At 53.9% G+C, this 25,614-nt stretch carries 27 protein-coding genes; 22 read left to right on the plus strand and 5 right to left on the minus strand.

Annotated features, from left to right (window positions below):
• Window positions 1–29 precede the first annotated feature (29 nt).
• The 6 genes from corC (at window position 30) to ACSPHG_RS16590 (ending at window position 6,076) form a co-directional block, all read left to right on the plus strand.
• Window positions 30–908, plus strand: coding sequence for a CNNM family magnesium/cobalt transport protein CorC (gene corC, locus ACSPHG_RS16565; RefSeq protein WP_435954586.1), 879 nt, complete (start codon window positions 30–32; stop codon window positions 906–908).
• Between the two features lie 7 nt (window positions 909–915).
• The gene (lnt, locus tag ACSPHG_RS16570; RefSeq protein WP_435954587.1) at window positions 916–2,457 is read left to right on the plus strand and encodes an apolipoprotein N-acyltransferase; all 1,542 of its coding nucleotides are present in this window, start codon (window positions 916–918) and stop codon (window positions 2,455–2,457) included.
• Window positions 2,458–2,811: 354 nt separating this feature from the next.
• Window positions 2,812–3,738: an amino acid ABC transporter substrate-binding protein gene (locus ACSPHG_RS16575; RefSeq protein ID WP_435954588.1), complete on the plus strand. Its 927-nt coding sequence runs from the start codon at window positions 2,812–2,814 to the stop codon at window positions 3,736–3,738.
• 197 nt (window positions 3,739–3,935) lie between these two features.
• Window positions 3,936–4,676, plus strand: a complete 741-nt coding sequence (gene gltJ / locus ACSPHG_RS16580) for a glutamate/aspartate ABC transporter permease GltJ (protein WP_435954589.1) — start codon at window positions 3,936–3,938, stop codon at window positions 4,674–4,676.
• Window positions 4,677–5,354, plus strand: coding sequence for a glutamate/aspartate ABC transporter permease GltK (gltK, locus tag ACSPHG_RS16585; protein ID WP_435954590.1), 678 nt, complete (start codon window positions 4,677–4,679; stop codon window positions 5,352–5,354).
• Window positions 5,351–6,076, plus strand: coding sequence for an amino acid ABC transporter ATP-binding protein (locus ACSPHG_RS16590; RefSeq protein WP_435954591.1), 726 nt, complete (start codon window positions 5,351–5,353; stop codon window positions 6,074–6,076). Before gltK ends, ACSPHG_RS16590 begins: the two co-directional genes overlap by 4 nt.
• 44 nt (window positions 6,077–6,120) lie before the next feature.
• On the opposite strand, the gene ACSPHG_RS16595 is transcribed toward ACSPHG_RS16590, so the two are convergent.
• Window positions 6,121–6,603, minus strand: a complete 483-nt coding sequence (locus tag ACSPHG_RS16595) for a zinc ribbon-containing protein (RefSeq protein ID WP_435954592.1) — start codon at window positions 6,601–6,603, stop codon at window positions 6,121–6,123.
• Between the two features lie 254 nt (window positions 6,604–6,857).
• Here ACSPHG_RS16595 and leuS point away from each other — a divergent pair, with 254 nt between their 5' ends.
• The 15 genes from leuS to lipA all read left to right on the plus strand — a co-directional run bounded on the left by leuS (window position 6,858) and on the right by lipA (window position 22,577).
• Complete coding sequence (gene leuS, locus ACSPHG_RS16600; protein ID WP_435954593.1) at window positions 6,858–9,440, plus strand: leucine--tRNA ligase; 2,583 nt, start codon at window positions 6,858–6,860, stop codon at window positions 9,438–9,440.
• Between the two features lie 14 nt (window positions 9,441–9,454).
• A complete protein-coding gene (gene lptE, locus ACSPHG_RS16605) occupies window positions 9,455–10,075 on the plus strand; it encodes an LPS assembly lipoprotein LptE (RefSeq protein ID WP_435954594.1) in 621 nt (206 codons plus the stop codon).
• Window positions 10,072–11,103, plus strand: a complete 1,032-nt coding sequence (holA, locus tag ACSPHG_RS16610) for a DNA polymerase III subunit delta (RefSeq protein WP_435954595.1) — start codon at window positions 10,072–10,074, stop codon at window positions 11,101–11,103. Before lptE ends, holA begins: the two co-directional genes overlap by 4 nt.
• A complete protein-coding gene (nadD, locus tag ACSPHG_RS16615; protein WP_435954596.1) occupies window positions 11,096–11,758 on the plus strand; it encodes a nicotinate-nucleotide adenylyltransferase in 663 nt (220 codons plus the stop codon). Before holA ends, nadD begins: the two co-directional genes overlap by 8 nt.
• A 31-nt stretch (window positions 11,759–11,789) precedes the next feature.
• Window positions 11,790–12,416 carry an adenosylcobalamin/alpha-ribazole phosphatase gene (locus ACSPHG_RS16620; RefSeq protein ID WP_435954597.1) on the plus strand — a complete coding sequence of 209 codons (627 nt, stop codon included), beginning with the start codon at window positions 11,790–11,792 and terminating at the stop codon, window positions 12,414–12,416.
• 244 nt (window positions 12,417–12,660) lie between these two features.
• Complete coding sequence (gene rsfS, locus ACSPHG_RS16625) at window positions 12,661–12,978, plus strand: ribosome silencing factor (protein WP_435954598.1); 318 nt, start codon at window positions 12,661–12,663, stop codon at window positions 12,976–12,978.
• A gap of 3 nt (window positions 12,979–12,981) precedes the next feature.
• Window positions 12,982–13,452: a 23S rRNA (pseudouridine(1915)-N(3))-methyltransferase RlmH gene (rlmH, locus tag ACSPHG_RS16630; RefSeq protein WP_121267148.1), complete on the plus strand. Its 471-nt coding sequence runs from the start codon at window positions 12,982–12,984 to the stop codon at window positions 13,450–13,452.
• Window positions 13,453–13,481: 29 nt separating this feature from the next.
• Complete coding sequence (mrdA, locus tag ACSPHG_RS16635; protein WP_435954599.1) at window positions 13,482–15,383, plus strand: peptidoglycan DD-transpeptidase MrdA; 1,902 nt, start codon at window positions 13,482–13,484, stop codon at window positions 15,381–15,383.
• Between the two features lie 2 nt (window positions 15,384–15,385).
• A complete protein-coding gene (gene mrdB, locus ACSPHG_RS16640) occupies window positions 15,386–16,498 on the plus strand; it encodes a peptidoglycan glycosyltransferase MrdB (RefSeq protein WP_435954600.1) in 1,113 nt (370 codons plus the stop codon).
• An 11-nt stretch (window positions 16,499–16,509) separates the two neighbouring features.
• The gene (gene rlpA / locus ACSPHG_RS16645; protein ID WP_435954601.1) at window positions 16,510–17,652 is read left to right on the plus strand and encodes an endolytic peptidoglycan transglycosylase RlpA; all 1,143 of its coding nucleotides are present in this window, start codon (window positions 16,510–16,512) and stop codon (window positions 17,650–17,652) included.
• A gap of 143 nt (window positions 17,653–17,795) precedes the next feature.
• Entirely contained in the window at window positions 17,796–19,007 is a 1,212-nt protein-coding gene (dacA, locus tag ACSPHG_RS16650) for a D-alanyl-D-alanine carboxypeptidase DacA (protein WP_435954602.1), read from the plus strand.
• A 127-nt stretch (window positions 19,008–19,134) separates the two neighbouring features.
• Window positions 19,135–19,398: a DUF493 family protein YbeD gene (ybeD, locus tag ACSPHG_RS16655; RefSeq protein WP_435954603.1), complete on the plus strand. Its 264-nt coding sequence runs from the start codon at window positions 19,135–19,137 to the stop codon at window positions 19,396–19,398.
• Window positions 19,399–19,480: 82 nt separating this feature from the next.
• Window positions 19,481–20,122 carry a lipoyl(octanoyl) transferase LipB gene (lipB, locus tag ACSPHG_RS16660; RefSeq protein ID WP_435954604.1) on the plus strand — a complete coding sequence of 214 codons (642 nt, stop codon included), beginning with the start codon at window positions 19,481–19,483 and terminating at the stop codon, window positions 20,120–20,122.
• Between the two features lie 323 nt (window positions 20,123–20,445).
• Window positions 20,446–21,375, plus strand: a complete 930-nt coding sequence (locus tag ACSPHG_RS16665) for a YbeF family transcriptional regulator (RefSeq protein WP_435954605.1) — start codon at window positions 20,446–20,448, stop codon at window positions 21,373–21,375.
• A gap of 236 nt (window positions 21,376–21,611) precedes the next feature.
• A complete protein-coding gene (lipA, locus tag ACSPHG_RS16670; protein WP_435954606.1) occupies window positions 21,612–22,577 on the plus strand; it encodes a lipoyl synthase in 966 nt (321 codons plus the stop codon).
• A 98-nt stretch (window positions 22,578–22,675) separates the two neighbouring features.
• Here lipA and tatE read toward each other — a convergent pair whose 3' ends face one another.
• Together tatE and ACSPHG_RS16680 are read right to left on the minus strand one after the other, a co-directional pair.
• A complete protein-coding gene (tatE, locus tag ACSPHG_RS16675) occupies window positions 22,676–22,879 on the minus strand; it encodes a twin-arginine translocase subunit TatE (protein ID WP_435954607.1) in 204 nt (67 codons plus the stop codon).
• 128 nt (window positions 22,880–23,007) lie between these two features.
• Complete coding sequence (locus tag ACSPHG_RS16680) at window positions 23,008–23,796, minus strand: deaminated glutathione amidase (RefSeq protein ID WP_435954608.1); 789 nt, start codon at window positions 23,794–23,796, stop codon at window positions 23,008–23,010.
• A 105-nt stretch (window positions 23,797–23,901) separates the two neighbouring features.
• Between ACSPHG_RS16680 and crcB the strand changes: the two genes are divergently transcribed.
• Window positions 23,902–24,285 carry a fluoride efflux transporter CrcB gene (crcB, locus tag ACSPHG_RS16685; protein WP_435954609.1) on the plus strand — a complete coding sequence of 128 codons (384 nt, stop codon included), beginning with the start codon at window positions 23,902–23,904 and terminating at the stop codon, window positions 24,283–24,285.
• 219 nt (window positions 24,286–24,504) lie between these two features.
• Here crcB and cspE read toward each other — a convergent pair whose 3' ends face one another.
• Window positions 24,505–24,714 (minus strand): transcription antiterminator/RNA stability regulator CspE, encoded by a 210-nt coding sequence (gene cspE, locus ACSPHG_RS16690; protein ID WP_004100146.1) that lies wholly within the window; start codon window positions 24,712–24,714, stop codon window positions 24,505–24,507.
• A gap of 195 nt (window positions 24,715–24,909) precedes the next feature.
• On the minus strand, window positions 24,910–25,479 hold the full coding sequence (gene pagP / locus ACSPHG_RS16695; protein WP_435956045.1) for a lipid IV(A) palmitoyltransferase PagP: 570 nt from the start codon (window positions 25,477–25,479) through the stop codon (window positions 24,910–24,912).
• Window positions 25,480–25,614 lie beyond the last annotated feature (135 nt).

The raw sequence follows: 25,614 nt of genomic DNA on the forward strand, positions 1-25,614 counted from the left end.
CATTACGAAGAGGCCCAAAACTTAACGCCATGAGCGACGACAACTCACAAAACAGTGACACGCCTGCCAGTAAAAAGGGATTCTTTTCCCTGATTCTCAACCAGCTATTTCACGGTGAACCAAAAAACCGTGACGATCTGCTAGAGCTTATCCGTGATTCTGAGCAAAACGATCTGATCGATCAGGACACCCGCGACATGCTTGAAGGGGTGATGGATATCGCCGACCAGCGCGTCCGCGACATCATGATCCCTCGCTCGCAGATGGTGACGCTCAAACACAACCAGACGCTGGACGAATGCCTCGATGTCATCATCGATTCGGCACACTCCCGCTTCCCGGTGATCAGTGAAGACAAAGATCATATCGAAGGGATTTTGATGGCTAAGGATTTGCTGCCGTTTATGCGCAGCGATACCGAGCCATTTAGCATGGAAAAAGTGTTACGTCAGGCGGTTGTCGTGCCTGAAAGCAAGCGCGTTGACCGCATGCTTAAAGAGTTTCGTCAGCAGCGCTACCACATGGCGATTGTTATTGATGAGTTTGGCGGCGTTTCGGGCCTCGTTACCATCGAAGATATTCTCGAGCTGATCGTCGGGGAAATCGAAGATGAGTATGACGACGAAGAAGACAGCGATTTCCGCCAGCTCAGCCGCCACACCTGGACGGTGCGCGCGCTGGCCTCTATCGAAGATTTTAACGACACCTTCGACACCCATTTCAACGACGATGAAGTCGATACGATTGGCGGTCTGGTCATGCAGGCGTTTGGGCATCTGCCCGCGCGCGGCGAAACCATCGATATAGACGGTTATCAGTTCAAGGTCGCCATGGCCGACAGCCGTCGTATCATTCAGGTTCACGTCAGAATTCCGGACGATTCGCCGCAACCGAAACTGGAAGATTAATTCAAAGATGGCTACAGCCTTACTCCTTCAACGCCAGCGCGTGCGTCTGCTGCTGGCGCTGCTTTTTGGTGCCTGCGGAACGCTGGCCTTTTCGCCTTATGATTTCTGGCCTGCTGCTATTGTTTCTCTGGCGGGTCTTCAGGGGCTGACGCTTAATCGCCGCCCGATTCAAAGCGCGTGGATTGGCTTCTTCTGGGGGCTGGGCCTGTTTGGCAGCGGCATTAACTGGGTTTATGTCAGCATCGCGCAGTTTGGCGGCATGCCTGGCCCGGTTAACGTTTTCCTCGTGGTGCTGCTTGCCGCTTATCTTTCACTTTATACCGGTCTGTTCGGCGGCGTGCTGAGCAAGCTGTGGCCGAAAACGACCTGGTGGCGCGTGGCCATCGCCGCGCCGATGTTATGGCAGCTCACCGAGTTCCTGCGCGGCTGGGTATTAACCGGCTTCCCGTGGCTGCAGTTCGGCTACAGCCAGATCGACGGCCCGCTTAAGGGCATCGCGCCGATCATGGGCGTGGAATCCGTCACCTTCCTGCTTATGATCGTAAGCGGCCTGATTGTTTTCGCGCTGCATGAACGCAGCTGGCGCCCGGCCGTTATTGCAGCGGCTCTGCTGCTTGCACCGTGGCCGCTGCGCTCTATCCAGTGGTTCCAGCCGCTCAAAGAGCGTGCCGTTGATGTCGCCATGGTACAGGGGAATATTCCTCAGTCCCTGAAATGGGACCAGGATCAGTTGCTGAATACGCTGAAGATTTACCTCGATAAAACCCAGCCGCAGATGGGCAAAGCGCAGCTGATTATCTGGCCGGAATCCGCGATTCCCGATCTGGAAATCAATCAGCAGCAGTTCCTGACCATGATGGACGACCTGCTGCGTTCGAAGCACAGTTCGCTTATTACCGGCATCGTGGATGCGCGCCTCAATAAGCAGAACCGCTACGATACCTACAACACCATCATCACGCTGGGTGAAGGCAATCAATACAGCTACGGCAGCACCGACCGTTACAACAAAAACCATCTGGTGCCGTTCGGGGAGTTTGTGCCGCTGGAGTCGATTTTACGGCCTCTTGCGCCTTTCTTTGATTTGCCGATGTCGTCATTCAGCCGTGGCCCGTACCTTCAGCCGCAGCTGCTTGCCAACGGCATCAGGCTGACGCCCGCTATCTGCTATGAGATCATTCTTGGCGAGCAGGTGCGTGACAACTTCCGCCCGGATACCGATTTCCTGCTGACCATCTCCAACGACGCGTGGTTCGGTAAATCAATTGGCCCGTGGCAGCACTTCCAGATGGCACGCATGCGTTCGCTTGAGCTGGGCCGCCCGCTGCTGCGCAGCACCAACAATGGTGTCTCGGCGGTGATTAACGCCAGCGGCGACGTAGAGGCGATGATCCCGCAGTTCACCCGTGAAGTGTTGGAAGCAAAAGTCACCCCAACGACGGGCCTCACGCCATATGCCCGTTTCGGTAACTGGCCGCTGTGGATATTGACGCTGGTCTTCGGATTTAGCGCCGTATTGTTAAGCCTTCGCAGTCGTAAGAAGTTGTAATCCTCTTTTAAAGGCCAGCAAATCTGCTGGCCTTTTCATTTCTGGCACATCAATTGCTTTGTTATCCCTATAAAAACGCGAAACGATACGGCGATAACAACGTGCAATTTAACGCTGCACCAATAAACGACATCGCGAGCACCAACCTGGTGCAACGGCAGATATTTGCCTTTAAACGGTGCGGCGCACTTCGCAAAAATAAACATCTGCATAGCAATTTCTTTACATTAAGCTAGGTTAAATGTTAACAAAAGGCGAAGATTCACCCGTTTTTATCGCCAGACACAACAACAATACATAACACTCACATCGGGTATCGGTGCCGCCTCTGGCACTAAGATAAAGGAGTTGGAAATGCAATTGAGAAAACTTGCCACAGCTTTGTTGGTTATGGGAATGAGCGCAGGCATTGCGCACGCTGAAGACGCAAAACCTGCCGCTCCGGCCGGTGGCGCACAGCAAAGCACGCTGGATAAAATCAAAGCTAACGGCGTGATTGTTGTCGGCCACCGTGAATCCTCCGTACCGTTCTCTTATTACGATAACCAGCAAAAAGTCGTCGGCTACTCCCAGGACTACTCCAACGCCATTGTTGAAGCCGTAAAGAAACAGCTCAATAAGCCGGATCTGCAGGTTAAGCTGATCCCAATCACTTCCCAAAACCGTATTCCGCTGCTGCAAAACGGCACCTTCGATTTTGAGTGCGGCTCAACGACCAACAACGTTGAGCGCCAGAAGCAGGCAGCCTTCTCCGACACCATCTTCGTGGTGGGGACGCGCCTGCTGGTGAAAAAAGGCGGCCCGATTAAAGACTTCGCCGACCTGAAAGGCAAAGCGGTGGTGGTCACTTCCGGGACAACTTCCGAAGTGCTGCTGCACAAGCTCAACGAAGAGAAGAAAATGGACATGCGCATCATCAGCGCAAAAGACCACGGTGACTCCTTCCGTACGCTGGAAAGCGGCCGCGCGGTGGCCTTTATGATGGACGACGCCCTGCTGGCCGGTGAACGCGCTAAGGCGAAGAAACAGGACAACTGGGAAATTCTCGGCACTCCGCAATCCCGTGAAGCGTACGGCTGTATGCTGCGCAAAGACGATCCAGAGTTCAAAAAGCTGATGGATGACACCATTGCTAAAATTCAAACCTCGGGCGAAGCGGCCAAATGGTTTGATAAATGGTTCATGAACCCCATTCCACCGAAAAATATCAATATGAACTTCGCACTGTCTGACGACATGAAGGCGCTGTTCAAAGAGCCAAACGATAAAGCACTAAACTAATTAGAACCACAGGGGCCGGGTGACCCGCCCTCCCGATTGACGAACTGAAGCTCGGACAGACTATACGCTGGATGGCCGTTCCCCATCCGGCGTGAAGGTGCCCACTAAAACGCAGGCAAAGACCTGAAACAGGGCACAGGCTTCTCATCAATCTTCGAGGGTAGCAGCTGCTACCCTCTTTTTTCTCGGAGTAAGTTATGTCTATAGACTGGAACTGGGGAATATTTTTACAGCCCGCCCCGTTCGGCAACACCACCTATCTGGGCTGGATCTGGAACGGCTTCCAGGTCACCGTCGCCCTCTCCATCTGCGCATGGATCATCGCTTTTTTCGTCGGTTCTCTGTTCGGCATTCTTCGCACCGTTCCTAACCGCTTCCTCTCCGGCCTTGGCACGCTCTACGTTGAACTCTTCCGCAACGTTCCGCTGATCGTGCAGTTTTTTACCTGGTACCTGGTCGTGCCGGAACTGCTGCCCGAAAACCTCGGCATGTGGTTTAAGTCAGAGCTGGACCCGAACGTCCAGTTCTTCCTGTCGTCGATGATCTGCCTGGGGCTATTCACCGCTGCACGCGTCTGCGAGCAGGTGCGCGCCGCCATCCAGTCGCTGCCTCGCGGGCAGAAAAACGCTGCGCTTGCAATGGGCCTGACGCTGCCGCAGGCATACCGCTATGTGCTGCTACCAAACGCCTATCGTGTCATCGTGCCGCCGATGACCTCGGAAATGATGAACCTGGTGAAGAACTCGGCCATCGCCTCCACCATCGGACTTGTCGATATGGCCGCGCAGGCGGGGAAACTGCTTGATTACTCGGCGCATGCCTATGAGTCCTTCACCGCCATCACCCTCGCCTATGTGCTGATTAACGCCGTGATTATGCTGGTCATGCACCTGGTGGAACGCAAAGTACGCCTGCCTGGCAATATGGGAGGCAAATAAATGTACGATTTTGACTGGACCTCGATTCTACCCGCAATGCCGTACCTGATGCAGGGGCTGATTATTACCCTGAAAATCACGGTAACGGCGGTTATCTTCGGCATCGTATGGGGCACGCTGCTTGCCGTGATGCGCCTTTCGCCGATCAAGCCGGTGGCCTGGTTTGCCAGCGCTTACGTGAACGTGTTCCGCTCCGTGCCGCTGGTGATGGTGCTGCTGTGGTTCTACCTCGTCGTGCCGGGCTTTCTGCAAAAAGTGCTGGGGCTGTCGCCGCAAACCGACATTCGTCTGATATCCGCGATGGTGGCGTTCTCGATGTTCGAAGCGGCCTACTACTCGGAGATTATTCGCGCCGGGATCCAGAGCGTTTCCCGCGGGCAGTCCAACGCCGCGCTGGCGCTGGGCATGACGCACTGGCAGTCGATGAAGCTCATCATCCTGCCGCAGGCTTTCCGCGCCATGGTGCCGCTCCTGCTAACGCAGGGCATCGTTCTGTTCCAGGATACTTCTCTGGTTTACGTTTTGAGCCTCGCAGACTTCTTCCGCACCGCGTCCACCATCGGCGAACGTGACGGAACCCAGGTCGAGATGATCCTGTTTGCCGGTTTTGTGTATTTTATCATCAGTCTTAGCGCCTCGCTGTTGGTCAGCTACTTGAAGAAAAGGACAGTGTCATGATTTCCCTGAAAAACGTTTCGAAATGGTATGGTCACTTTCAGGTGCTCACCGACTGCTCAACGGAAGTGAAAAAGGGCGAAGTGGTTGTCGTATGCGGGCCGTCCGGCTCCGGTAAATCCACGCTTATCAAAACGGTAAACGGACTGGAGCCAGTGCAAAAAGGCGAGATCGTGGTTAACGGTATTCAGGTGAATAATAAGAAAACCAATCTGGCCGAACTGCGCTCGCACGTCGGCATGGTGTTTCAGCACTTCGAACTGTTCCCACATCTGTCGATTATTGAAAACCTGACGCTGGCGCAGGTGAAAGTCCTGAAGCGTAATAAAGAAGAGTCGCGCAAAAAGGGGCTTAAGCTGCTTGAGCGCGTTGGCCTGACGGCACATGCGGATAAATTCCCGGCCCAGCTTTCCGGCGGCCAGCAGCAGCGCGTGGCGATTGCGCGCGCGCTTTGTATGGACCCGGTCGCCATGCTGTTCGATGAACCGACTTCCGCACTCGATCCGGAAATGATCAATGAAGTGCTGGACGTTATGGTCGAGCTGGCGCATGAGGGTATGACGATGATGGTGGTGACGCACGAAATGGGCTTTGCCCGCAAGGTGGCGAACCGCGTGATATTTATGGATGAAGGCAAAATCGTTGAGGATTCCAATAAAGAAGACTTCTTTAATAATCCTCAGTCGGAACGTGCAAAAGACTTCCTGGCGAAAATCCTGCACTAATGAGTAGAGGCGGGTGGCATTCACGCTGCCCGCCACAAAAAACCCTAAGGTTCGAAAGGCCGGCGATGGAACTGGTTGTGCCCGCATTTTGGGCAAACGGGTAACACGTCGGGTGTGTAAACGGCGAGGTGGAAATGGCAGTTCTCACAGACCAGATTCCCAAGCCCCACCACTTCTCCGCTGTGATACACCCCGTGATGGTTAAGATCCTGGAAAACTTCCCGCCACTCTAGCTGCGTTTTATCGGTAATATCCGCCAACTCCTGCCAGAGGCTCTCTTTGATGACGCGCATAAAAACGCTGTCGGTAAAATCTTCCTGGCTTTCATTGTAGCTGCGGGCAAACTCCTCCAGATCGCGACGAACGGCGCGCGTGACCTCGTCCACTTCTGTTCGGGTTAGCTCCCCGGTTTCGTTCATGTGTTTGCGCGCGCTGGCGACCAGTTCGTCGATATCGCGCTCCCCATTGCGTAACCGTTCGGTGAGCGAGGCCACCAGTTCACGGTAAAATTGAGCAACCTTGTTCATCGTCTGTCTGCCTCCTTGAGGTGATTCCTGCATTTGTAGGCCTTGTAACCTACTCTAATAGTAGACCTTAATCGGACATCACTTTGTTAGTTTGCCCACAGGCAAGGTAAAAAACTGCAAACGAGAAATGGGCTTGAGAGGTATCGAAAGGCTGTTTTGCCACGGTCTAATCAGCTATGCTATGCGGATCTGAAACCTAACACGTTACCGGCTACGACATGTAGTCGTCTTTCATTACAGGACCACTGGCTGCCATGCAAGAGCAATACCGCCCGGAAGAGATAGAATCCAACGTCCAGCAACACTGGCAAGAGAAGCGTACCTTTGAAGTTACCGAAGACGAAGGCAAAGAGAAGTACTACTGCCTGTCGATGCTCCCCTATCCTTCTGGCCGACTACATATGGGCCACGTCCGCAACTACACCATCGGCGACGTTATCGCACGCTACCAGCGCATGCTGGGTAAAAACGTCCTACAGCCTATCGGCTGGGATGCGTTCGGTCTGCCTGCAGAGGGTGCAGCGGTAAAAAACAATACCGCGCCTGCGCCGTGGACGTACGACAACATCAATTATATGAAGAACCAGCTTAAGACGCTGGGCTTTGGCTATGACTGGAGCCGCGAGCTGGCAACCTGCACCCCGGAATACTACCGTTGGGAACAGCAGTTCTTCACCCAGCTGTACAACAAAGGGCTGGTATATAAGAAAACTTCCGCCGTTAACTGGTGCCCGAATGACCAAACCGTTCTGGCGAACGAACAGGTTATCGACGGCTGCTGCTGGCGCTGCGACACCAAAGTTGAGCGTAAAGAAATCCCGCAGTGGTTTATCAAAATCACCGCTTACGCCGACGAACTGTTGAACGATCTGGACACGCTGGACCATTGGCCGGATCAGGTCAAAACCATGCAGCGCAACTGGATTGGCCGCTCCGAAGGCGTGGAAATCACCTTCGACGTGGAAAACAGCGCGGAAAAACTGACCGTTTACACTACTCGCCCGGACACCTTCATGGGTGTGACATATCTGGCGGTTGCCGCAGGTCACCCTCTGGCACAGCAGGCTGCGGTAAATAACCCAGCGCTGGCCGAGTTCATCGACGAGTGCCGTAACACCAAGGTTGCCGAAGCAGAAATGGCAACCATGGAGAAAAAAGGCGTAGCCACCGGCATTAACGCTATTCATCCGCTGACCGGTGAAACCGTACCGGTTTGGGCAGCAAACTTCGTGCTGATGGAATACGGTACGGGTGCCGTGATGGCGGTGCCTGGCCACGACCAGCGCGACTGGGAATTTGCGACCAAATATGGCCTGCAAATCAAACCCGTCATTCTGAACGCTGACGGCAGCGAACCTGAGCTGTCTGCGGCAGCCATGACCGAAAAAGGCACGTTGTTTAACTCAGGCGAATTCGACGGCCTGGACTTCCAGGCGGGCTTCAACGCGATTGCCGATAAGCTGGCCGAAAAAGGCGTCGGCGTTCGTAAGGTCAACTACCGTCTGCGCGACTGGGGCGTATCCCGTCAACGCTACTGGGGCGCACCAATCCCAATGGTCACCCTGGAAGACGGTACCGTGATGCCAACGCCAGAAGACCAACTGCCGGTTATCCTGCCGGAAGATGTGGTGATGGACGGCATCAGCAGCCCAATCAAAGCTGACCCTGAGTGGGCGAAAACCACCGTCGACGGCAAACCTGCGCTGCGCGAAACCGACACCTTCGACACCTTTATGGAGTCGTCCTGGTACTACGCGCGCTACACCTGCCCGCAGTACGACAAAGGCATGCTGGATTCCAAAGCGGCTAACTACTGGCTGCCGGTTGATATCTACATTGGTGGTATCGAGCACGCCATCATGCACCTGCTGTACTTCCGCTTCTTCCATAAGCTGATGCGCGACGCGGGCATGGTGACCTCCAACGAGCCAGCTAAACAGCTGCTTTGCCAGGGCATGGTGTTGGCTGACGCCTTCTACTACACCGGCGTTAACGGCGAGCGTAACTGGGTTTCCCCGGTTGATGCCATCGTTGAACGCGATGAGAAAGGCCGCATTGTAAAAGCCTCTGACGCGCAGGGCCATGAACTGGTCTATGCTGGCATGAGCAAAATGTCGAAGTCGAAGAACAACGGCATCGACCCGCAGGTGATGGTTGAGCGCTACGGCGCGGACACCGTTCGCCTGTTTATGATGTTTGCGTCCCCGGCGGATATGACCCTTGAGTGGCAGGAATCCGGCGTGGAAGGGGCTAACCGCTTCCTGAAACGCGTCTGGCGTCTGGCCTTTGAGCACACCAGCCGTGGCGCTGCGCCAGAGCTGGACATCGCAGCCCTGAACGATGATCAAAAAGCTCTGCGTCGCGACGTTCACAAAACTATCGCGAAAGTCACCGATGATATCGGTCGTCGTCAGACCTTCAACACGGCGATCGCTGCCATCATGGAGCTGATGAACAAGCTGGCGAAAGCCCCGCAGGAAGACGCTCAGGATCGCGCATTAATGAACGAAGCGCTGCTGGCCGTTGTACGCATGCTTTATCCGTTCACCCCGCACGTCTGCTTCGATATGTGGCAGTCTCTGGGTGGTGCAGGCGATATCGACAACGCGCCTTGGCCGCAGGCGGATGAATCAGCGATGGTTGAAGACTCTGTGCTGGTTGTTGTGCAGGTTAACGGCAAGGTACGTGGCAAAATCACCGTTCCGGCTGATGCTACCGAGGCTCAGGTCCGTGAACGTGCAGGCCAGGAACACCTGGTCGCAAAATATCTCGACGGCGTAACCGTGCGTAAAGTGATTTACGTACCGGGTAAACTGCTCAACCTGGTTGTGGGCTAAGCGCAGGAGGAACCGTGCGACATCCCTTTATTACCTTGTTAGTTACGATGGCGGTGCTGGTCACCGCTGGATGTGGTTTTCACCTGCGTGGCAACACGCAGGTTCCCGATCAGCTCAAAACGATGATCTTAAACTCAGGCGATCCTAACGGGCCGCTGACGCGTGAAATCCGTTCTCAGCTGCGTCTTAACGGCGTAACGCTGGTGGATGACACGGGTACCGGCGTGCGCAAAGATATCCCTTCACTGCGCATACTGGGCAGCACCGTAGGTAAGGACACGGCCTCGATCTTCCAGGACGGTCGTACTGCGGAATACCAGATGGTGATGACGGTGAGTGCTCAGGTTCTGATCCCAGGCCATGACATCTACCCAATCAGCACAAAAGTGTATAAGTCCTTCTTCGATAACCCGCTGACGGCGCTGGCGAAAGATGCCGAGCAGGATCTGCTTATCAAAGAGATGTACACCACAGCGGCGCAACAGCTGATCCGTAAGCTCCTCTCCGTCCAGGCTGCCGACGTAGCCGAGACAAAAGAAGCTGAAAAAACGGCGTCTGAAAGCACGCCTGCAACAACCGAAGCAACTTCTGGCCGCGTGTCCACCACGCTGTCGGCGACTGCCGGTAGCCAATGATTCGTCTGTATCCTGAACAACTCCGCGCGCAGCTCAACGAAGGGCTGCGCGCGGCGTATCTGCTGCTCGGCAACGATCCCTTATTGTTGCAGGAAAGCCAGGATGCGGTTCGCCAAACGGCGATCGCACACGGTTTTGAAGAACACCATACGGTGCAAATCGATGCCTCCACTGACTGGCAGACTCTTTTTTCTATTTGTCAGGCGCTGAGTCTTTTCTCCAGCCGCCAGACCCTTCTTCTTCAGCTCCCTGATAACGGCCCCAATGCGGCTATTAACAGCCAGTTGGAAACGCTCGTCGGCCTGCTGCATGACGATATCCTGCTGCTGGTACGCGGCAATAAGCTCACAAAAGCGCAGGAGAACGCGGCATGGTTAAGCCCGCTTGCGGACCGCAGCGTCGTGGTCACCTGCCAGACGCCTGAACAGGCTCAGCTTCCACGCTGGGTCGCACAGCGCGCCAAACAGATGAACCTTACGCTAGACGATGCGGCAAACCAGCTGCTGTGCTACTGCTATGAAGGCAATCTGCTGGCGCTTTCCCAGGCGCTGGAAAGGCTTTCGCTCATCTGGCCGGACGGCAAGCTCACCCTGCCGCGCGTTGAACAAGCGGTAAGCGATGCGGCCCACTTCACCCCGTTTCACTGGGTGGATGCCATTCTCGCAGGGAAAAGCAAACGCGCCCTGCATATCCTGCAGCAGCTCAGACTTGAAGCGAGCGAGCCGGTCATTCTGCTGCGCACTATCCAGCGCGAGCTGATGCAGCTGGTTAATCTAAAGCGTCAGTCTGCGCACACTCCGCTGCGTACGCTTTTCGATCAGCAGCGCGTCTGGCAGAACCGCCGCGCCATGGTAACCGAAGCCCTGAACCGCCTGTCGGCCGTTCAGCTCTACCAGGCCGTGCGCCTGCTCAGCCAGATTGAAATCACCTTAAAGCAGGATTACGGTCAGTCGGTATGGGCCGAGCTTGAGGGCCTCTCTTTGCTGCTCTGCCATAAGGCGCTGCCGGAAATCTTTATTGATGGCTAGCCCGGTGCTTCCGCTGTGCGCCATTTACGGCGGTACGTTTGACCCGATTCATTTCGGTCACCTGATGCCCGTCGAGGCGCTGGCAAAACAGGTTGCCCTGCATCAGGTCACCATCATGCCTAACAACGTCCCGCCGCACCGCCCCCAGCCCGAAGCGAACAGCCAGCAGCGTAAAACCATGGTGGAGCTTGCCATTGCCGGCAACCCGCTTTTTAGGATTGACGATCGCGAACTGAAACGTTCAACGCCTTCCTACACGGTAGAAACGCTGGAGCAGATGCGCGATGAGCAGGGTCCGCTGCAGCCTCTGGCATTCATCATCGGCCAGGATTCTCTGCTGAGCCTGCAGCGCTGGCACCGTTGGGAAAGCCTGCTTGGTTTATGCCATCTGCTGGTTTGCCAGCGCCCCGGCTACGCTATAGCAATGGATACTGCCGAGCAGCAACGCTGGCTGGATGCACATAGCACAGCCGACGTGGCTGAGCTGCACGCGACGTCCGCTGGAAAAATCTTTCTGGCACAAACGCCGATGTACGATATTTCGGCAACCGCGATTCGCCAGCGTCTTCTGAAAAACCTACCGTGCGACGATCTTGTCCCCGCCCCAGTTCTTGAATTTATTCACCGGCAGCGGCTTTATAGCAAGGCATCTTAAGTGATGCTGCCAGCCAAACTGTGGGGATGAGATGAAACTCTGGTTAGTGCGCCACGGGCAAACCCAGGCGAACGTCGACGGTGTTTACAGCGGCATTTCCGAAACTGAGCTGACTGAAAAGGGCATAAGCCAGGCACACGCCGTTGGGCAAATGCTGCGCGAGGTTGAGTTCGATAAGGTGATTTGCAGCGAGCTGGGGCGTGCGCAGCATACGGCCCGGCTGATTCTGCAGGATCGCTCCATCCCCGTTAGCATCGATTCGTGCCTAAACGAAATGAACTTTGGCGACTGGGAAATGCGCCATCACCGCGATCTTCAACGCGACGACGCGCAGAACTATGCGGCGTGGTGCAGCGACTGGCAGAACGTCATTCCCCCCCATGGCGAGGGCTTCCAAAAATTTACCCACCGCGTCGGCGAATTCTGCAAAGCCATAAAAGCAGACAATCGTGACGCGAATGTTCTGATAGTCAGTCATCAGGGCGTGCTGAGCTTATTCATCGCTACTCTGCTCAACATGCCGCCCGCCTCGCTTTGGCACTTTGCTATCGAGCAGGGAACATGGAGCGCGGTGGAGATTTCTGACGGCTTTGCCACGCTAAAAACACTCAATAACCGCGCGCAATGCCCGCCGCAGGAAAAACCTCAGCAGAGTTAAAGTTGTCAGCCATTGACACCGCACCTCAGGCTGTTATGCTCCGCTGCCATAATTTCCTGCCCGTAAGCATGACTTTTCGAAAATAGTTTTACAAAAATGGCGATGCAAATCAGGCCGTCCGGTGGGATGATAGCCCACTTTGAGCGCCTCGCCGCCGATTTTCGGCAGGCTCAGTCAGCCTGTCAGGTATAATGGCTATCCATACGGGCCACATCGAACACTTTTATTCTCCCAGGGGGAACACTTGCAGGGTAAAGCACTCCAGGATTTCATCGTCGATAAGCTCGACGACCTCAAAGGCCAGGACATCATCGCAATTGATGTTCAGGGCAAATCTAGCATCACCGATTGCATGATCATCTGTACCGGCACCTCAAACCGCCACGTGATGTCCATCGCTGAACACGTTGTTGAATCTTCCCGTAAAGAAGGTATCGACGCGCTGGGCGTGAAAGGCATTAACGCGACCGACTGGGTCGTGGTCGACCTGGGCGAAGTTATCGTCCACGTTATGCAGGAAGAAAGCCGTCAGCTGTACGAACTGGAAAAACTCTGGAGTTAATGAGTGAAGCTGCAACTGGTGGCGGTGGGAACCAAAATGCCGGACTGGGTACAAACCGGTTTTACCGAGTACCTGCGTCGTTTTCCTAAAGACATGCCGTTCGAACTCGTTGAGATCCCGGCAGGAAAACGCAGTAAAAATGCCGATATCAAACGTATTCTCGACAAAGAAGGCGAAATGATGTTGGCGGCTGCTGGCAAAGGCAACCGCATCGTCACACTGGATATCCCCGGTCAGCCGTGGGATACCCCGCATCTTGCTACCCAGCTCGAGCGCTGGAAGCAGGATGGACGTGATGTCAGTTTGTTGATTGGTGGCCCGGAAGGGCTGGCTCCGGCGTGTAAAGCCGCAGCGGAACAGAGTTGGTCGCTTTCTACGCTGACCCTCCCCCATCCGCTAGTACGTGTACTGGTAGCAGAAAGCCTTTACCGTGCGTGGAGCATCACCACCAATCATCCCTATCACCGTGAGTAAACATCGACCCTGGTAGAACAAAACTGCGGATGAAATTACAGAATTCTTTTCGCGACTATTCGGCTGAGTCTGCGCTCTTTGTGCGCCGGGCGCTGGTCGCTTTTGTTGGTATCTTGCTGTTAACCGGCGTGCTTATCGCCAACCTTTATAATCTGCAGATCGTCCGTTTTACCGACTACCAGACCCGCTCGAACGAAAACCGCATCAAGCTGGTGCCGATTGCGCCAAGCCGCGGAATCATTTATGACCGTAACGGCACGCCGCTGGCGCTGAACCGCACGATTTATCAGGTCGAAATGATGCCTGAAAAAGTCGATGACGTGCAGGCCACGCTTGAAGCGTTAAAAACGGTCGTCGATCTGACCGACGACGATATCGCCAACTTCAAGAAGGAGCGTTCGCGCTCGCATCGCTTCACCTCCATTCCGGTCAAGACCAACCTGACGGAAGTACAGGTTGCGCGTTTTGCCGTCAACCAGTACCGCTTCCCTGGCGTAGAAGTTAAAGGCTATAAGCGCCGCTTCTACCCGTATGGCTCCGCGCTGACTCACGTGATCGGCTATGTCTCTAAAATCAACGATAAAGACGTTGAGCGCCTCGATAAAGAAGGCAAGACGGCCAACTATGCCGCCACGCACGATATCGGCAAGCTGGGTATCGAACGCTACTACGAAGAGGTGCTGCACGGCCAAACCGGCTACGAAGAGGTTGAAGTCAACAACCGTGGCCGCGTCATTCGTCAGTTAAAAGAGGTGCCGCCGCAGGCAGGGCACGATATTTACCTGACCATCGATCTGAAATTACAGAATTATATTGAAACCCTGCTGGCAGGAAGCCGTGCCGCAGTCGTTGTTACGGACCCGCGCACCGGCGGCATTATGGCGCTGGTTTCAATGCCGAGCTATAACCCAAACCTTTTCGTGGACGGTATCTCGTCAAAAGACTATTCCGGCCTGCTAAACGATCCGAACACGCCGCTGATTAACCGCGCCACGCAGGGCGTCTACCCGCCAGCGTCGACGGTTAAACCTTATATGGCCGTCTCCGCGCTCAGCGCCGGGGTTATTAACCGCAACACCTCCCTGTTCGACCCAGGCTGGTGGCAGCTTCCAGGATCAGAGAAGCGCTATCGCGACTGGAAAAAATGGGGCCACGGCCGCCTGAACGTCACAAAATCCCTCGAAGAATCTGCGGATACCTTCTTCTACCAGGTCGCATACGACATGGGCATCGATCGTATCGGCGAGTGGATGAACAAGTTTGGTTACGGGCACTTCACGGGCATCGACCTTTCTGAAGAGCGCTCGGGCAACATGCCGACCCGCGAGTGGAAGCAAAAACGCTTTAAGAAACCGTGGTACCAGGGCGACACCATCCCGGTTGGCATCGGCCAGGGCTATTGGACGGCAACGCCGATTCAGATGAGCAAGGCGATGATGATCCTGATTAACGACGGTATCGTGCGCGTCCCTCACCTGCTGATGAGCACGGTCGAAAATGGAAAACAGGTACCCTGGACGCAGCCGGTTCAGCCTCCGGTTGGCGATATTCATTCCGGCTATTGGGAAATAGCCAAAGACGGCATGTACGGCGTAGCGAATCGCCCTAACGGGACTGCGCACAAGTACTTTGCTAACGCTCCTTACAAGGTTGCCGCGAAATCCGGTACTGCGCAGGTGTTCGGTCTAAAAGCGAACGAAACCTATAACGCCCACAAGATTGCCGAGCGCCTGCGTGATCATAAATTAATGACCGCATTTGCGCCGTACGATCACCCGCAGTATGCCGTGACCATCATTCTGGAAAACGGCGGCGTCGGCCCGGCGGTAGGTACGATTATGCGTCAAATCCTCGACCACCTGATGCTCGGGGATAACAACACGGATTTGCCGGCTGAGGCTCCTGCCGCGCCTGGCTCTGAGGATCAATAAGCATGACTGATAATCCGAATAAAAAGTCGATATGGGATAAAATCCATATCGACCCTATTTTCCTGGTCACTATCCTCGCCCTGCTGGTGTTCAGCGCGTTGGTCGTATGGAGCGCAAGCGGCCAGGACATGGGGATGATGGAACGTAAAATCGGCCAGATCCTGATGGGCCTGATGGCGATGATCGTCATGGCGCAAATCCCGCCGCGCGTCTACGAAGGCTGGGCACCGTATCTTTATATCGTCTGTATTATCCTGCTGGTTGCCGTCGACGCCTTTGGCGCGATTTCCAAGGGCGCGCAGCGCTGGCTGGACTTAGGCATCGTGCGCTTCCAGCCGTCGGAGATTGCTAAAATCGCCGTTCCGCTGATGGTCGCGCGCTTTATCAACCGTGACGTCTGCCCGCCGACGCTGAAGAATACCGGCATCGCCCTGATTCTTATCTTTATGCCAACCCTGCTGGTCGCCGCCCAGCCGGACCTCGGAACCTCAATTCTGGTTGCCGCGTCCGGCCTGTTCGTGCTCTTCCTTTCCGGGATGAGCTGGCGGCTTATCGGCATTGCCGTGCTGCTCGTCGCCGCGTTTATCCCGATTCTGTGGTTCTTCCTGATGCACGACTACCAGCGCGCGCGCGTGATGATGCTGCTCGACCCGGAAACCGATCCGCTCGGCGCGGGTTATCATATTATCCAGTCTAAAATTGCCATTGGTTCCGGCGGCCTGCGGGGCAAAGGGTGGCTGCACGGCACCCAGTCGCAGCTTGAGTTTCTCCCCGAACGCCACACGGACTTTATCTTTGCCGTACTTGCGGAAGAGCTGGGCCTTGTTGGCGTGCTGGTTCTGCTCGCGCTTTACCTGCTGCTCATCATGCGCGGTTTGTACATAGCTGCCCGTGCGCAAACAACATTTGGCAGGGTTATGGCTGGCGGATTAATGCTAATTTTATTCGTATATGTATTTGTTAATATTGGCATGGTTAGTGGTATCTTACCGGTGGTCGGCGTGCCGTTACCGCTGGTGAGTTACGGGGGCTCGGCCCTGATCGTACTGATGGCCGGGTTTGGTATCGTTATGTCGATACATACCCACAGGAAGATGTTGTCGAAAAGCGTGTAACGAGGTGCGCAATGGTTAAGCATTGGCTAGGTGTCTGTGTCGCAGCTGTCATTTTGGCAGGCTGTACGTCGGGTGACGACGCGCAGCAGCAGGTGAACCAGCAGCCGCAACCGGCCGTCTGTAATGGTCCGGTAGTAGAAATTAGCGGCGCAGAACCGCGCTATGAACCGTTGAATCCTTCGGTAAACCAGGATTATCAAAACAACGGCAAGAGCTACAAAATTGTGCAGAACCCGGCCAGCTTTAGCCAGGCGGGCCTTGCTGCTATTTATGATGCAGAACCGGGCAGCAATTTGACCGCGTCGGGGGAACCCTTTGACGCTGCGGCGCTGACCGCCGCGCATCCTACGCTGCCAATCCCAAGCTACGCGCGTATTACCAATCTCGCCAATGGCCGAATGCTTGTGGTTCGCATTAACGACCGTGGGCCGTACGGCACCGACCGGGTGATTTCCCTTTCCCGCGCTTCGGCAGACCGCCTGAATACCTCGAACAATACCAAAGTCCGCATCGATCCCATTCTGGTCGCGCAGGACGGCACGATGTCCGGCCCCGGCACGGCGTGCACCACGATTGCCAAACAGACCTACGCCCTGCCCGCGCGTCCGGATTTAAACACCGGCATGGGCAGCGCAACTACCGCACCGGTTGATGCCCCACAGGGCAACGTGCGGGCAATTGACAACGCTTCACTAAAAAGCGAAGACCCAACCGGCGCGCCGGTGAACAGCAGCGGGTTCCTGGGTGCACCAACGACGCTTGCTGCAGGTGTGGTCGAATCCACTGAACCAGCCGCGGCACCAGCCCCAGCGGTGACCGCGCCAGTTGAACAAACGGCAACAGCTCCGGCTGCGCCGGTAACGGCTCCAGGCTCGGTGCAGGGTAACGTTCAGGCTGCGGCTCCGGCAGCAAATACGGCTTCAGGAAGCTATGTCGTGCAGGTCGGCGCTGTAAGCGATCAGGACCGCGCCAACCAGTGGCAGCAGAAGCTTAGCCAGCAGTTTGGCGTACCGGGTGCCGTTAAGTACAACGGGACTATTTTCCGCGTACAGCTTGGCCCGTTCAGCAGCCGTAGCGACGCCGCAGCGCTGCAACAACGCCTGATGAACGAAGCGCAGCAGCAGTCATTTATCACTAACGCCCCTGCTATGTAATAAGTCTTTGCTGGTGTCCGTAACGCGTAAACTTGTGTAAGTCTCATTAACAAATGATGCACAAAGACGGATGCCAGCAAAAATCCCTTTTGCTATAGTAAGGCACTTTTTTTAATTCCATCACGGATGTCGTTGTTCTTATCATGAATACAGCCCTTCCTGTACGTTTTGTTAAGCGCCTGGCGCTCTCTACGGCCATCACCCTTGCGGCTTTGGCTTCCGCTCAAGCTGACGACCTGAATATTAAAACGATGATCCCAGGCGTCCCGCAGATTGATGCGGAAGCGTACATCCTGATCGATTACAACTCAGGAAAAGTGCTGGCTGAATCCAACGCTGACGCTCGCCGCGATCCGGCAAGCCTCACCAAAATGATGACCAGCTACGTAATTGGTCAGGCGATGAAAGCGGGCAAGTTCGATGAGAACGCCGTGGTCACCGTCGGTAACGACGCGTGGGCAACCGGTAACCCGGTCTTCAAAGGGTCATCGCTGATGTTCTTAAAGCCTGGCATGCAGGTGCCGGTATCGCAGCTGATTCGCGGTATCAACCTCCAGTCCGGTAACGATGCCTGCGTGGCAATGGCCGATTTTGTGGCCGGTAGCCAGGACGCGTTCGTTGGCCTGATGAACAGCTACGTTTCCGCGCTGGGCCTGAAAAACACCCACTTCCAGACCGTTCACGGTCTTGACGCCGCCGGGCAGTTCAGCTCCGCGCGCGACATGGCGCTGATTGGCCAGGCACTGATTCGCGACGTGCCGAACGAATACAACATCTATAAAGAGAAAGAATTCACCTTCAACAATATCCGCCAGATGAACCGTAACGGTCTGCTGTGGGATAAAAGCCTGAATGTCGACGGCATCAAAACCGGCCACACCGATGCGGCAGGCTACAACCTGGTGGCTTCAGCTACCGAAGGCCAGATGCGCCTGATCTCCGCCGTGATGGGCGGTCACACCTACAAAGGGCGTGAAACAGAAAGCAAAAAGCTGCTGACGTGGGGCTTCCGCTTCTTTGAAACCGTTTCTCCGCTCAAGGCCGGGAAAGAATTTGCCTCAGAGCCCGCGTGGTTCGGCGATAACGACCGCGTATCGCTTGGCGTAGACAAAGACGTCTATCTGACCATCCCACGTGGCCGTATGAAAGATCTCAAGGCCAGCTACGTGCTGAACGCGCCGGAGCTTCACGCGCCGCTGCAGAAAAATCAGGTTGTTGGCACCATCAACTTCCAGCTCGATGGCAAAACCATCGAACAGCGCCCGCTGGTCGTTCTGCAAGAGATGCCTGAAGGCAATTTCTTTAGCCGAATCATTGATTACATCAAGCTGATGTTCCACCACTGGTTTGGTTAATAATTGAACACTTGAAAGTTGCAATGACGCCCCCATATACTGTTCATCATTGCAAAGTACTATCACTGCAACTCCCGCACTCCGCTGCGGGAGTTATTATTTTAAATGCCGTAACGCTGGAGCTACCATGAAAACCAATCTGAAAGAACTGCTCGAATTCCCTACTCCGTTTACTTACAAAGTGATGGGTCTGGCGAAGCCGGAGCTGGTTGATATGGTCGTTGAGGTGGTGCAGCGCCACGCCCCTGGTGACTACACGCCGCAGGTCAAACCAAGCAGCAAAGGGAACTACCACTCCGTATCCATCACGATTACCGCTACGCATATCGAGCAGGTTGAAACCCTGTACGAAGAGCTGGGGAATATCGAAATCGTTCGTATGGTGTTGTAATCCCTGACCCGGCCATGGCCGGGTTTTTTCTACCCGCTGTGATATAATTTCCCCACTCTTTACTCCTGCCGTGGACAGTATTTTGTCTCAAGAAACTATTCTCATTCGCCAGCTTGGCCTCCAGCCCTACGAACCCGTTTCACAAGCCATGCACGACTTCACCGACACCCGCGATGAAACTACGCCTGATGAAATTTGGTTGGTAGAGCATGAACGCGTGTTTACCCAGGGTCAGGCGGGCAAAGCCGAGCACGTGCTGGTTCCCGGCGATATCCCGGTGATTCAAAGCGACCGTGGCGGCCAGGTGACATACCATGGGCCGGGCCAGCAGGTCATGTATGTTTTGCTGGATCTGCGCCGCAGAAAGCTTGGCGTGCGTGAGCTGGTCACCATCCTTGAGCAAACGGTGGTGAATACCCTTTCTGAGTTCAATATTGAAGCTTATCCACGTGCGGACGCCCCCGGCGTTTACGTCGATGGCCGCAAAATCTGTTCACTCGGTCTGAGGATCCGCAAGGGCTGCTCATTCCACGGGCTGGCGCTGAACATTGATATGGACCTTACGCCATTTTTACGCATCAACCCCTGTGGCTACGCGGGGCTGGAAATGACGCAGGTTAAAAACCTTTATCCTGATGCTACGATGGAAAGTATTTCCCCTATTCTTATCAAGAAATTCATTAGCCTTTTGAATAATCCCGCATTTGAATATTCACCAAATTAATTTCACTATCTTTAGGCCGGATACTTTCACCCCGGCCTGCTGCCATAAAGCTTTTCATTCTGATTTTAAGGCAGTTGTTTATTTATTTTTTCTTAAAATCTTACTACTATTAACAATTATTTACGGATACGTTTAGTAAGACATTCATGTCGTTTGTACTACCCTGGAGAAAAAATGGACTTTCCGGGTTACAGATACATCATCTTAAAGTGTGGAGCTTGCTAGACTCATTCATGTAATAACATTTGCCAAGATGACATTCATGCAGTGAATGATTGTGAGATTAAGCATGAATAACAACATAACAATAGAGATATAGAGTCATGGATCGCGACGACAATAATAACCATCCTATTTTTAAGACATTGCGCAATGTCGATCTCAACCTGCTGACAATTTTTGAAGCGGTGTATGTGCATAAAGGCATCGTGAATGCGGCAAAAGTCCTAAACTTAACCCCTTCAGCAATTAGTCAATCCATTCAGAAGCTGCGTTTAATCTTCCCTGACCCTCTTTTTATACGTAAAGGCCAGGGCGTTGCCCCAACCGCTTACGCCGCACATTTACACGAATATATTAGTCAGGGCCTTGAGTCCATACTCAGCGCGCTGGATATTAATAATACGCTGGATAAACAAAGAACTATCACCATTGCAACGCACCCCACCCTCGGGGCGTTAATTATTCCAGATATTTACTCTGTCATTCAGCGCGTGAATCCTAAGCTGCTTATTCGTAATATTCCGATTACCGATGGTGAAAGCCAGCTAACGCAGTTCCAGAGCGATCTGCTTATCGATTTAAGCCACCATTCTGGCCGCAGTATTGCAACGCAAAAGCTTTATGAGGATAAAATAGTCGCCGTTTGCCGTCGCGATCACCCAAGCGCACAAACGCATCAAACCCTGGAAGATATGCGATCGCTGGGCCAAACGTTCCTGATTCTGCAAGACGATCTCCTGCGTGACGTGCGGCAGATCGTGTCAGATTTCTTCCCGCAGCGGCAAATCACGTTCAGCAGCTTCAATTTTGTCACCGTCGCCGCGGTGCTGGGCAGCAGCGATTTAATTGGCTTTATGCCGTCCCGTGTCTACAACATGTTCAAAGACACGTTTAATCTACGTGAAATCAACGCCGACCTGTTTGCCAGTTCAACACTTGAATTCAACCTTCACTACAACAAACTCAGCATGCGCGATGCCGTGCTGCAAGAAATTATCGAAGCGGTGAAGTCAGAGTTTCAGGCCCGCTAGTCAGATTGACCTCTTGCCCAGCCGGTAGGAGGTCTTTAAGACAGCCGTTAACCTGTAAAGCATACAAAACAACAACTCATTTACAATTCTTTCCCCATTTCCTGCTCTGCCCGGCTGATTTCTCCCCACCAGTGATGATATACTCCGTGGCGAAATTCAAAAATAGTTGATAAATAAAACACTAACTTGAATTCAATCTGACTGACTTCGTTATCCGCAACTGGAACACGCACCATATGAGTAAACCCATTGTAATGGAACGCGGCGTCAAGTACCGCGACGCCGATAAAATGGCTCTGATCCCGGTTAAAAACGTGGTGACAGAGCGCCAGGAGCTGTTAAGAAAGCCAGAATGGATGAAGATCAAACTTCCTTCTGACTCTACCCGTATTCAGGGTATTAAAGCGGCAATGCGTAAAAACGGCCTGCATTCCGTGTGCGAAGAAGCCTCCTGCCCGAACCTGGCGGAATGCTTTAACCACGGCACCGCGACCTTTATGATCCTTGGTGCAATTTGTACTCGCCGTTGCCCATTCTGTGACGTTGCCCATGGTCGCCCCGTCGCGCCAGATGCTAACGAACCGGTTAAACTCGCCCAGACTATCGCCGATATGGCGCTGCGCTATGTGGTTATCACCTCCGTAGACCGCGACGATTTACGCGACGGCGGTGCGCAGCACTTTGCAGACTGCATCTCAGCAATCCGCGAAAAAAACCCAACCATTAAAATCGAAACGCTGGTACCTGACTTCCGTGGCCGTATGGATCGCGCTTTAGAGATCCTGACCGCAACGCCGCCAGACGTGTTCAACCACAACCTGGAAAACGTGCCGCGTATTTACCGCAAAGTGCGTCCGGGCGCGGACTACAGCTGGTCGCTGAAACTGCTGGAACGCTTTAAAGAAGCGCATCCGGACATCCCGACCAAATCCGGGTTGATGGTTGGCCTGGGTGAAACGAACGAAGAAATCATCGAGGTGATGCGCGATTTACGTCGTCATGGCGTAACGATGCTGACGCTTGGTCAGTATTTGCAGCCAAGCCGCCACCACCTGCCGGTTCAGCGTTACGTAAGCCCGGACGAGTTTGAAGAAATGAAAGCCGAAGCGCTGGCGATGGGCTTTACCCATGCGGCATGCGGCCCGTTTGTTCGCTCCTCCTATCACGCCGACCTGCAGGCGAAAGGCATGGAAGTGAAGTAATAGCGTTACAAAACGTTACATATAACGCGATACGCAATAAAAAACCGGCCTCTGAGAGCCGGTTTTTTTGTATCTCTGCTGGCGCAGACAGTCAGAAATCAGTCTTTGTGCGAAATACGATCCGCTTGAGCTTCTGTGCCGGAGGCTGGCTTGGCGCTGGTTTCATCTTCGTTCATGGCTTTCTTAAAGCCCTTGATAGCCGCGCCGAGATCGCCGCCTAACGAGCGCAACTTCTTGGTACCAAATAACAATACAATCAGTGCGCCGACTACCAGCAGCTTGGTGATGCTAATCTCTCCCATACCTACCTTCTTTTGTCATACGTGCCGTGGCTACGGCGAAAAATAAACTGAGCTAATTAACGGTCATTTACCCGCGCGACACAATAGCAATCTGTAACAAGGTGAATCAAGCGCTGCTTAAAAAAACATCATTTCAGATGCGGCGCGGCAAACCGTCGATTCTCAAGAACGGGCAGCATTGCCCTCACCTGCGAAACGCGTTCGCCGCTGAGCTGCGCGAAAATCAGCTCCGGCGCTTCAGCCGCTCCGGCAATTGTGACGCCTAACGGATCGATAACCCTGCTTTGGCCAATGTTTCTATGGCCACATTCTCCGGATGCTACCACATAACAGGTCGTATCAAGGGCGCGCGCGGTCAATAATGTCGACCAATGCAGCTCTTTATGTGGCCCACGCAGCCAGGCTGCGGGAAGAACCAGCGCTTGCGCACCCGCCAGCGCCAGGCTCAGCGCCATTTCGGGAAAGCGCAGATCGTAGCAGGTCATCAGGCCGATCTTCATTCCAGCCACCTCAATCAGCGGCGCAAGCTGGTTTCCGGCGTCCACCAGGCGTGACTCCTGCATGCTGAAGGCATCGTAAAGGTGGATTTTCTGGTAACGCGCCAGCACTTCGCCGCCGCGCAAAACCAGTAAAGTATTCGCGGCTCTCCCCTCGGCGGTGCGAATATGCAAGGTCAAAACCGTGGTGAGTGCATTCCTGCGGCTCTCTTCCAACAGCATCTGGAGATACTCGCCGTTATCACTTTGCGCCGACTTTACCGACATGTCCGGGTCATTATCATCCCTTGCCAACAGCGCTTCCGGCAAAACCAGCAGGTCAGATTCAGCCGCAGCCGCCTTTGCCATCAGCGCAATACAGGCTGCTGCGTTCTCCTGCCAAACCTTCCCCATGGCAAACTGCCCCACGGCAACTTTCATTAGCCTACCTCTCCCCATCGCGATTAATTTCAGTATATCGGGTGTAAAACAGAATGCGCGAGCGCTACACTCCGTAGCCTGCAAACTTTTGAACGGGACAATGCTGTGTTACAGATCCTATTAGCGGTATTTATCGGCGGCGGAACCGGCAGCGTTGCGCGCTGGTTCCTGAGCATGAAGTTAAACCCTGTTCATGGCGCGATTCCCCTCGGCACGCTGACCGCAAACCTGATAGGCGCGTTTATCATCGGCATGGGGCTGGCCCTGTTTAGCAGGCTCACCCATCTCGACCCGGTGTGGAAGCTGCTGATTACCACCGGCTTTTGCGGCGGTCTGACCACCTTTTCCACCTTCTCCGCCGAAGTGGTTTTCCTGCTTCAGGACGGGCGACTTGCCTGGGCGGCGCTGAACGTGCTGCTAAACCTGCTCGGGTCGTTTGTGATGACCGCGCTCGCATTCTGGCTCGTCTCCCTCGCGGCCGGCCACTAAAATCGCGGCGTTAAGGTTGGCTTAATTTTTGTCTGCCACTATCCCGAAAGATGATTAAGGGGTAGAACAAATGGCGATGAAAGAGCAGATTGTCGGTTGGGTAGCGGTGATGATGAGCGTGCTGGTCGTGGCATGCTTTTTAAAAGTGTATCTGTTTCCCTGATCGGCAGACGAAAAAAAACCCGCCTTGGCGGGTTTTTATATTCTGCTTGTAGCGCCTTAGATAGGCATTACGTTTGCAGCAGAAGGGCCTTTGGCACCGTTAGTGATTTCAAATTCAACGCGCTGGCCTTCAGCCAGGGTTTTGAAACCATTGCTCTGGATTGCAGAGAAGTGTACGAACACATCTTTGCTGCCATCTTCCGGAGTAATGAAACCAAAGCCTTTGGACTCATTAAACCACTTAACGTTACCTTTAATCTTAGACATCAAAATTACCTTTACATGAAAAATAGACACAAATGCTGTGTCGGACATCAGTACAACAATTGTGATGCGTTTTGTCCAGTACCCGAATGAGAAAAAGTGACAAAAGTCTCTAATTTTTTTATCAATCTCAGATTACCCTTTGTTTTTTAAAGGGTACAAAAATGAGCCGATTTCAGACCCTATCACCGCTCCCTTTTAGAACTGAAAACGCATCCACGCGAAGTACACATTCCCGTTGTTATAGGTGCCAGGAATGTAGGTCATCTGGAAGGTTGCCGGGCCGTAACCAACGGAAGCCAAAGGCAGCAGCACCGGTACTGGAATGTACTTCCAGTTATCTCGGGCGGTTGCGCCGACGGTGTAGCCTAGCCCCATGTGAAAATTATCGTCGGCAAGCGGACGCCAGGTTTTCTCCCAGCCGTAGCCGCCGATCGGCTCCCACTTGTTATAGGAGTCTTTAAACGCCATCAGGTACAGGCCGTGCCAGTTACCTTTATCATCCCAGCGCGACTGACCGAAACCTGCTCCCCAGGGGCGTTCGTTATAGCGATCCGTCTTCTCTTTATCGTAGGCAAAGCGCGCATGCCAGGTAATGGCCGGGACGTACAAATCGTAGTGCTCAGGCTCATTCCACGTTTGCGAAATATTCGAAGTCAGCGTATCCCAATTTTTGCTGAAAAACCCCTGCTCGGCCGCATAGCTGCCAGGCATCGTCACCAAAGAGGTGAGAAATAAAACTAAAAAAAGTAAATTCTTATTTGACAGGTTCACAATCAATACCAGGTTAAAATTCGATACATAGCTTAACCAATTTTATCTTAATGAAACCTAAATCGTCCCCGGGTTAATTCTTAAAACCCGGTGAGTTTTGTAAAACAGCTTAAAGGTGAAATGGCTTAG

This window comes from Dryocola baronae, assembly GCF_051297175.1.
In the GTDB taxonomy this organism is placed as follows: domain Bacteria; phylum Pseudomonadota; class Gammaproteobacteria; order Enterobacterales; family Enterobacteriaceae; genus Dryocola.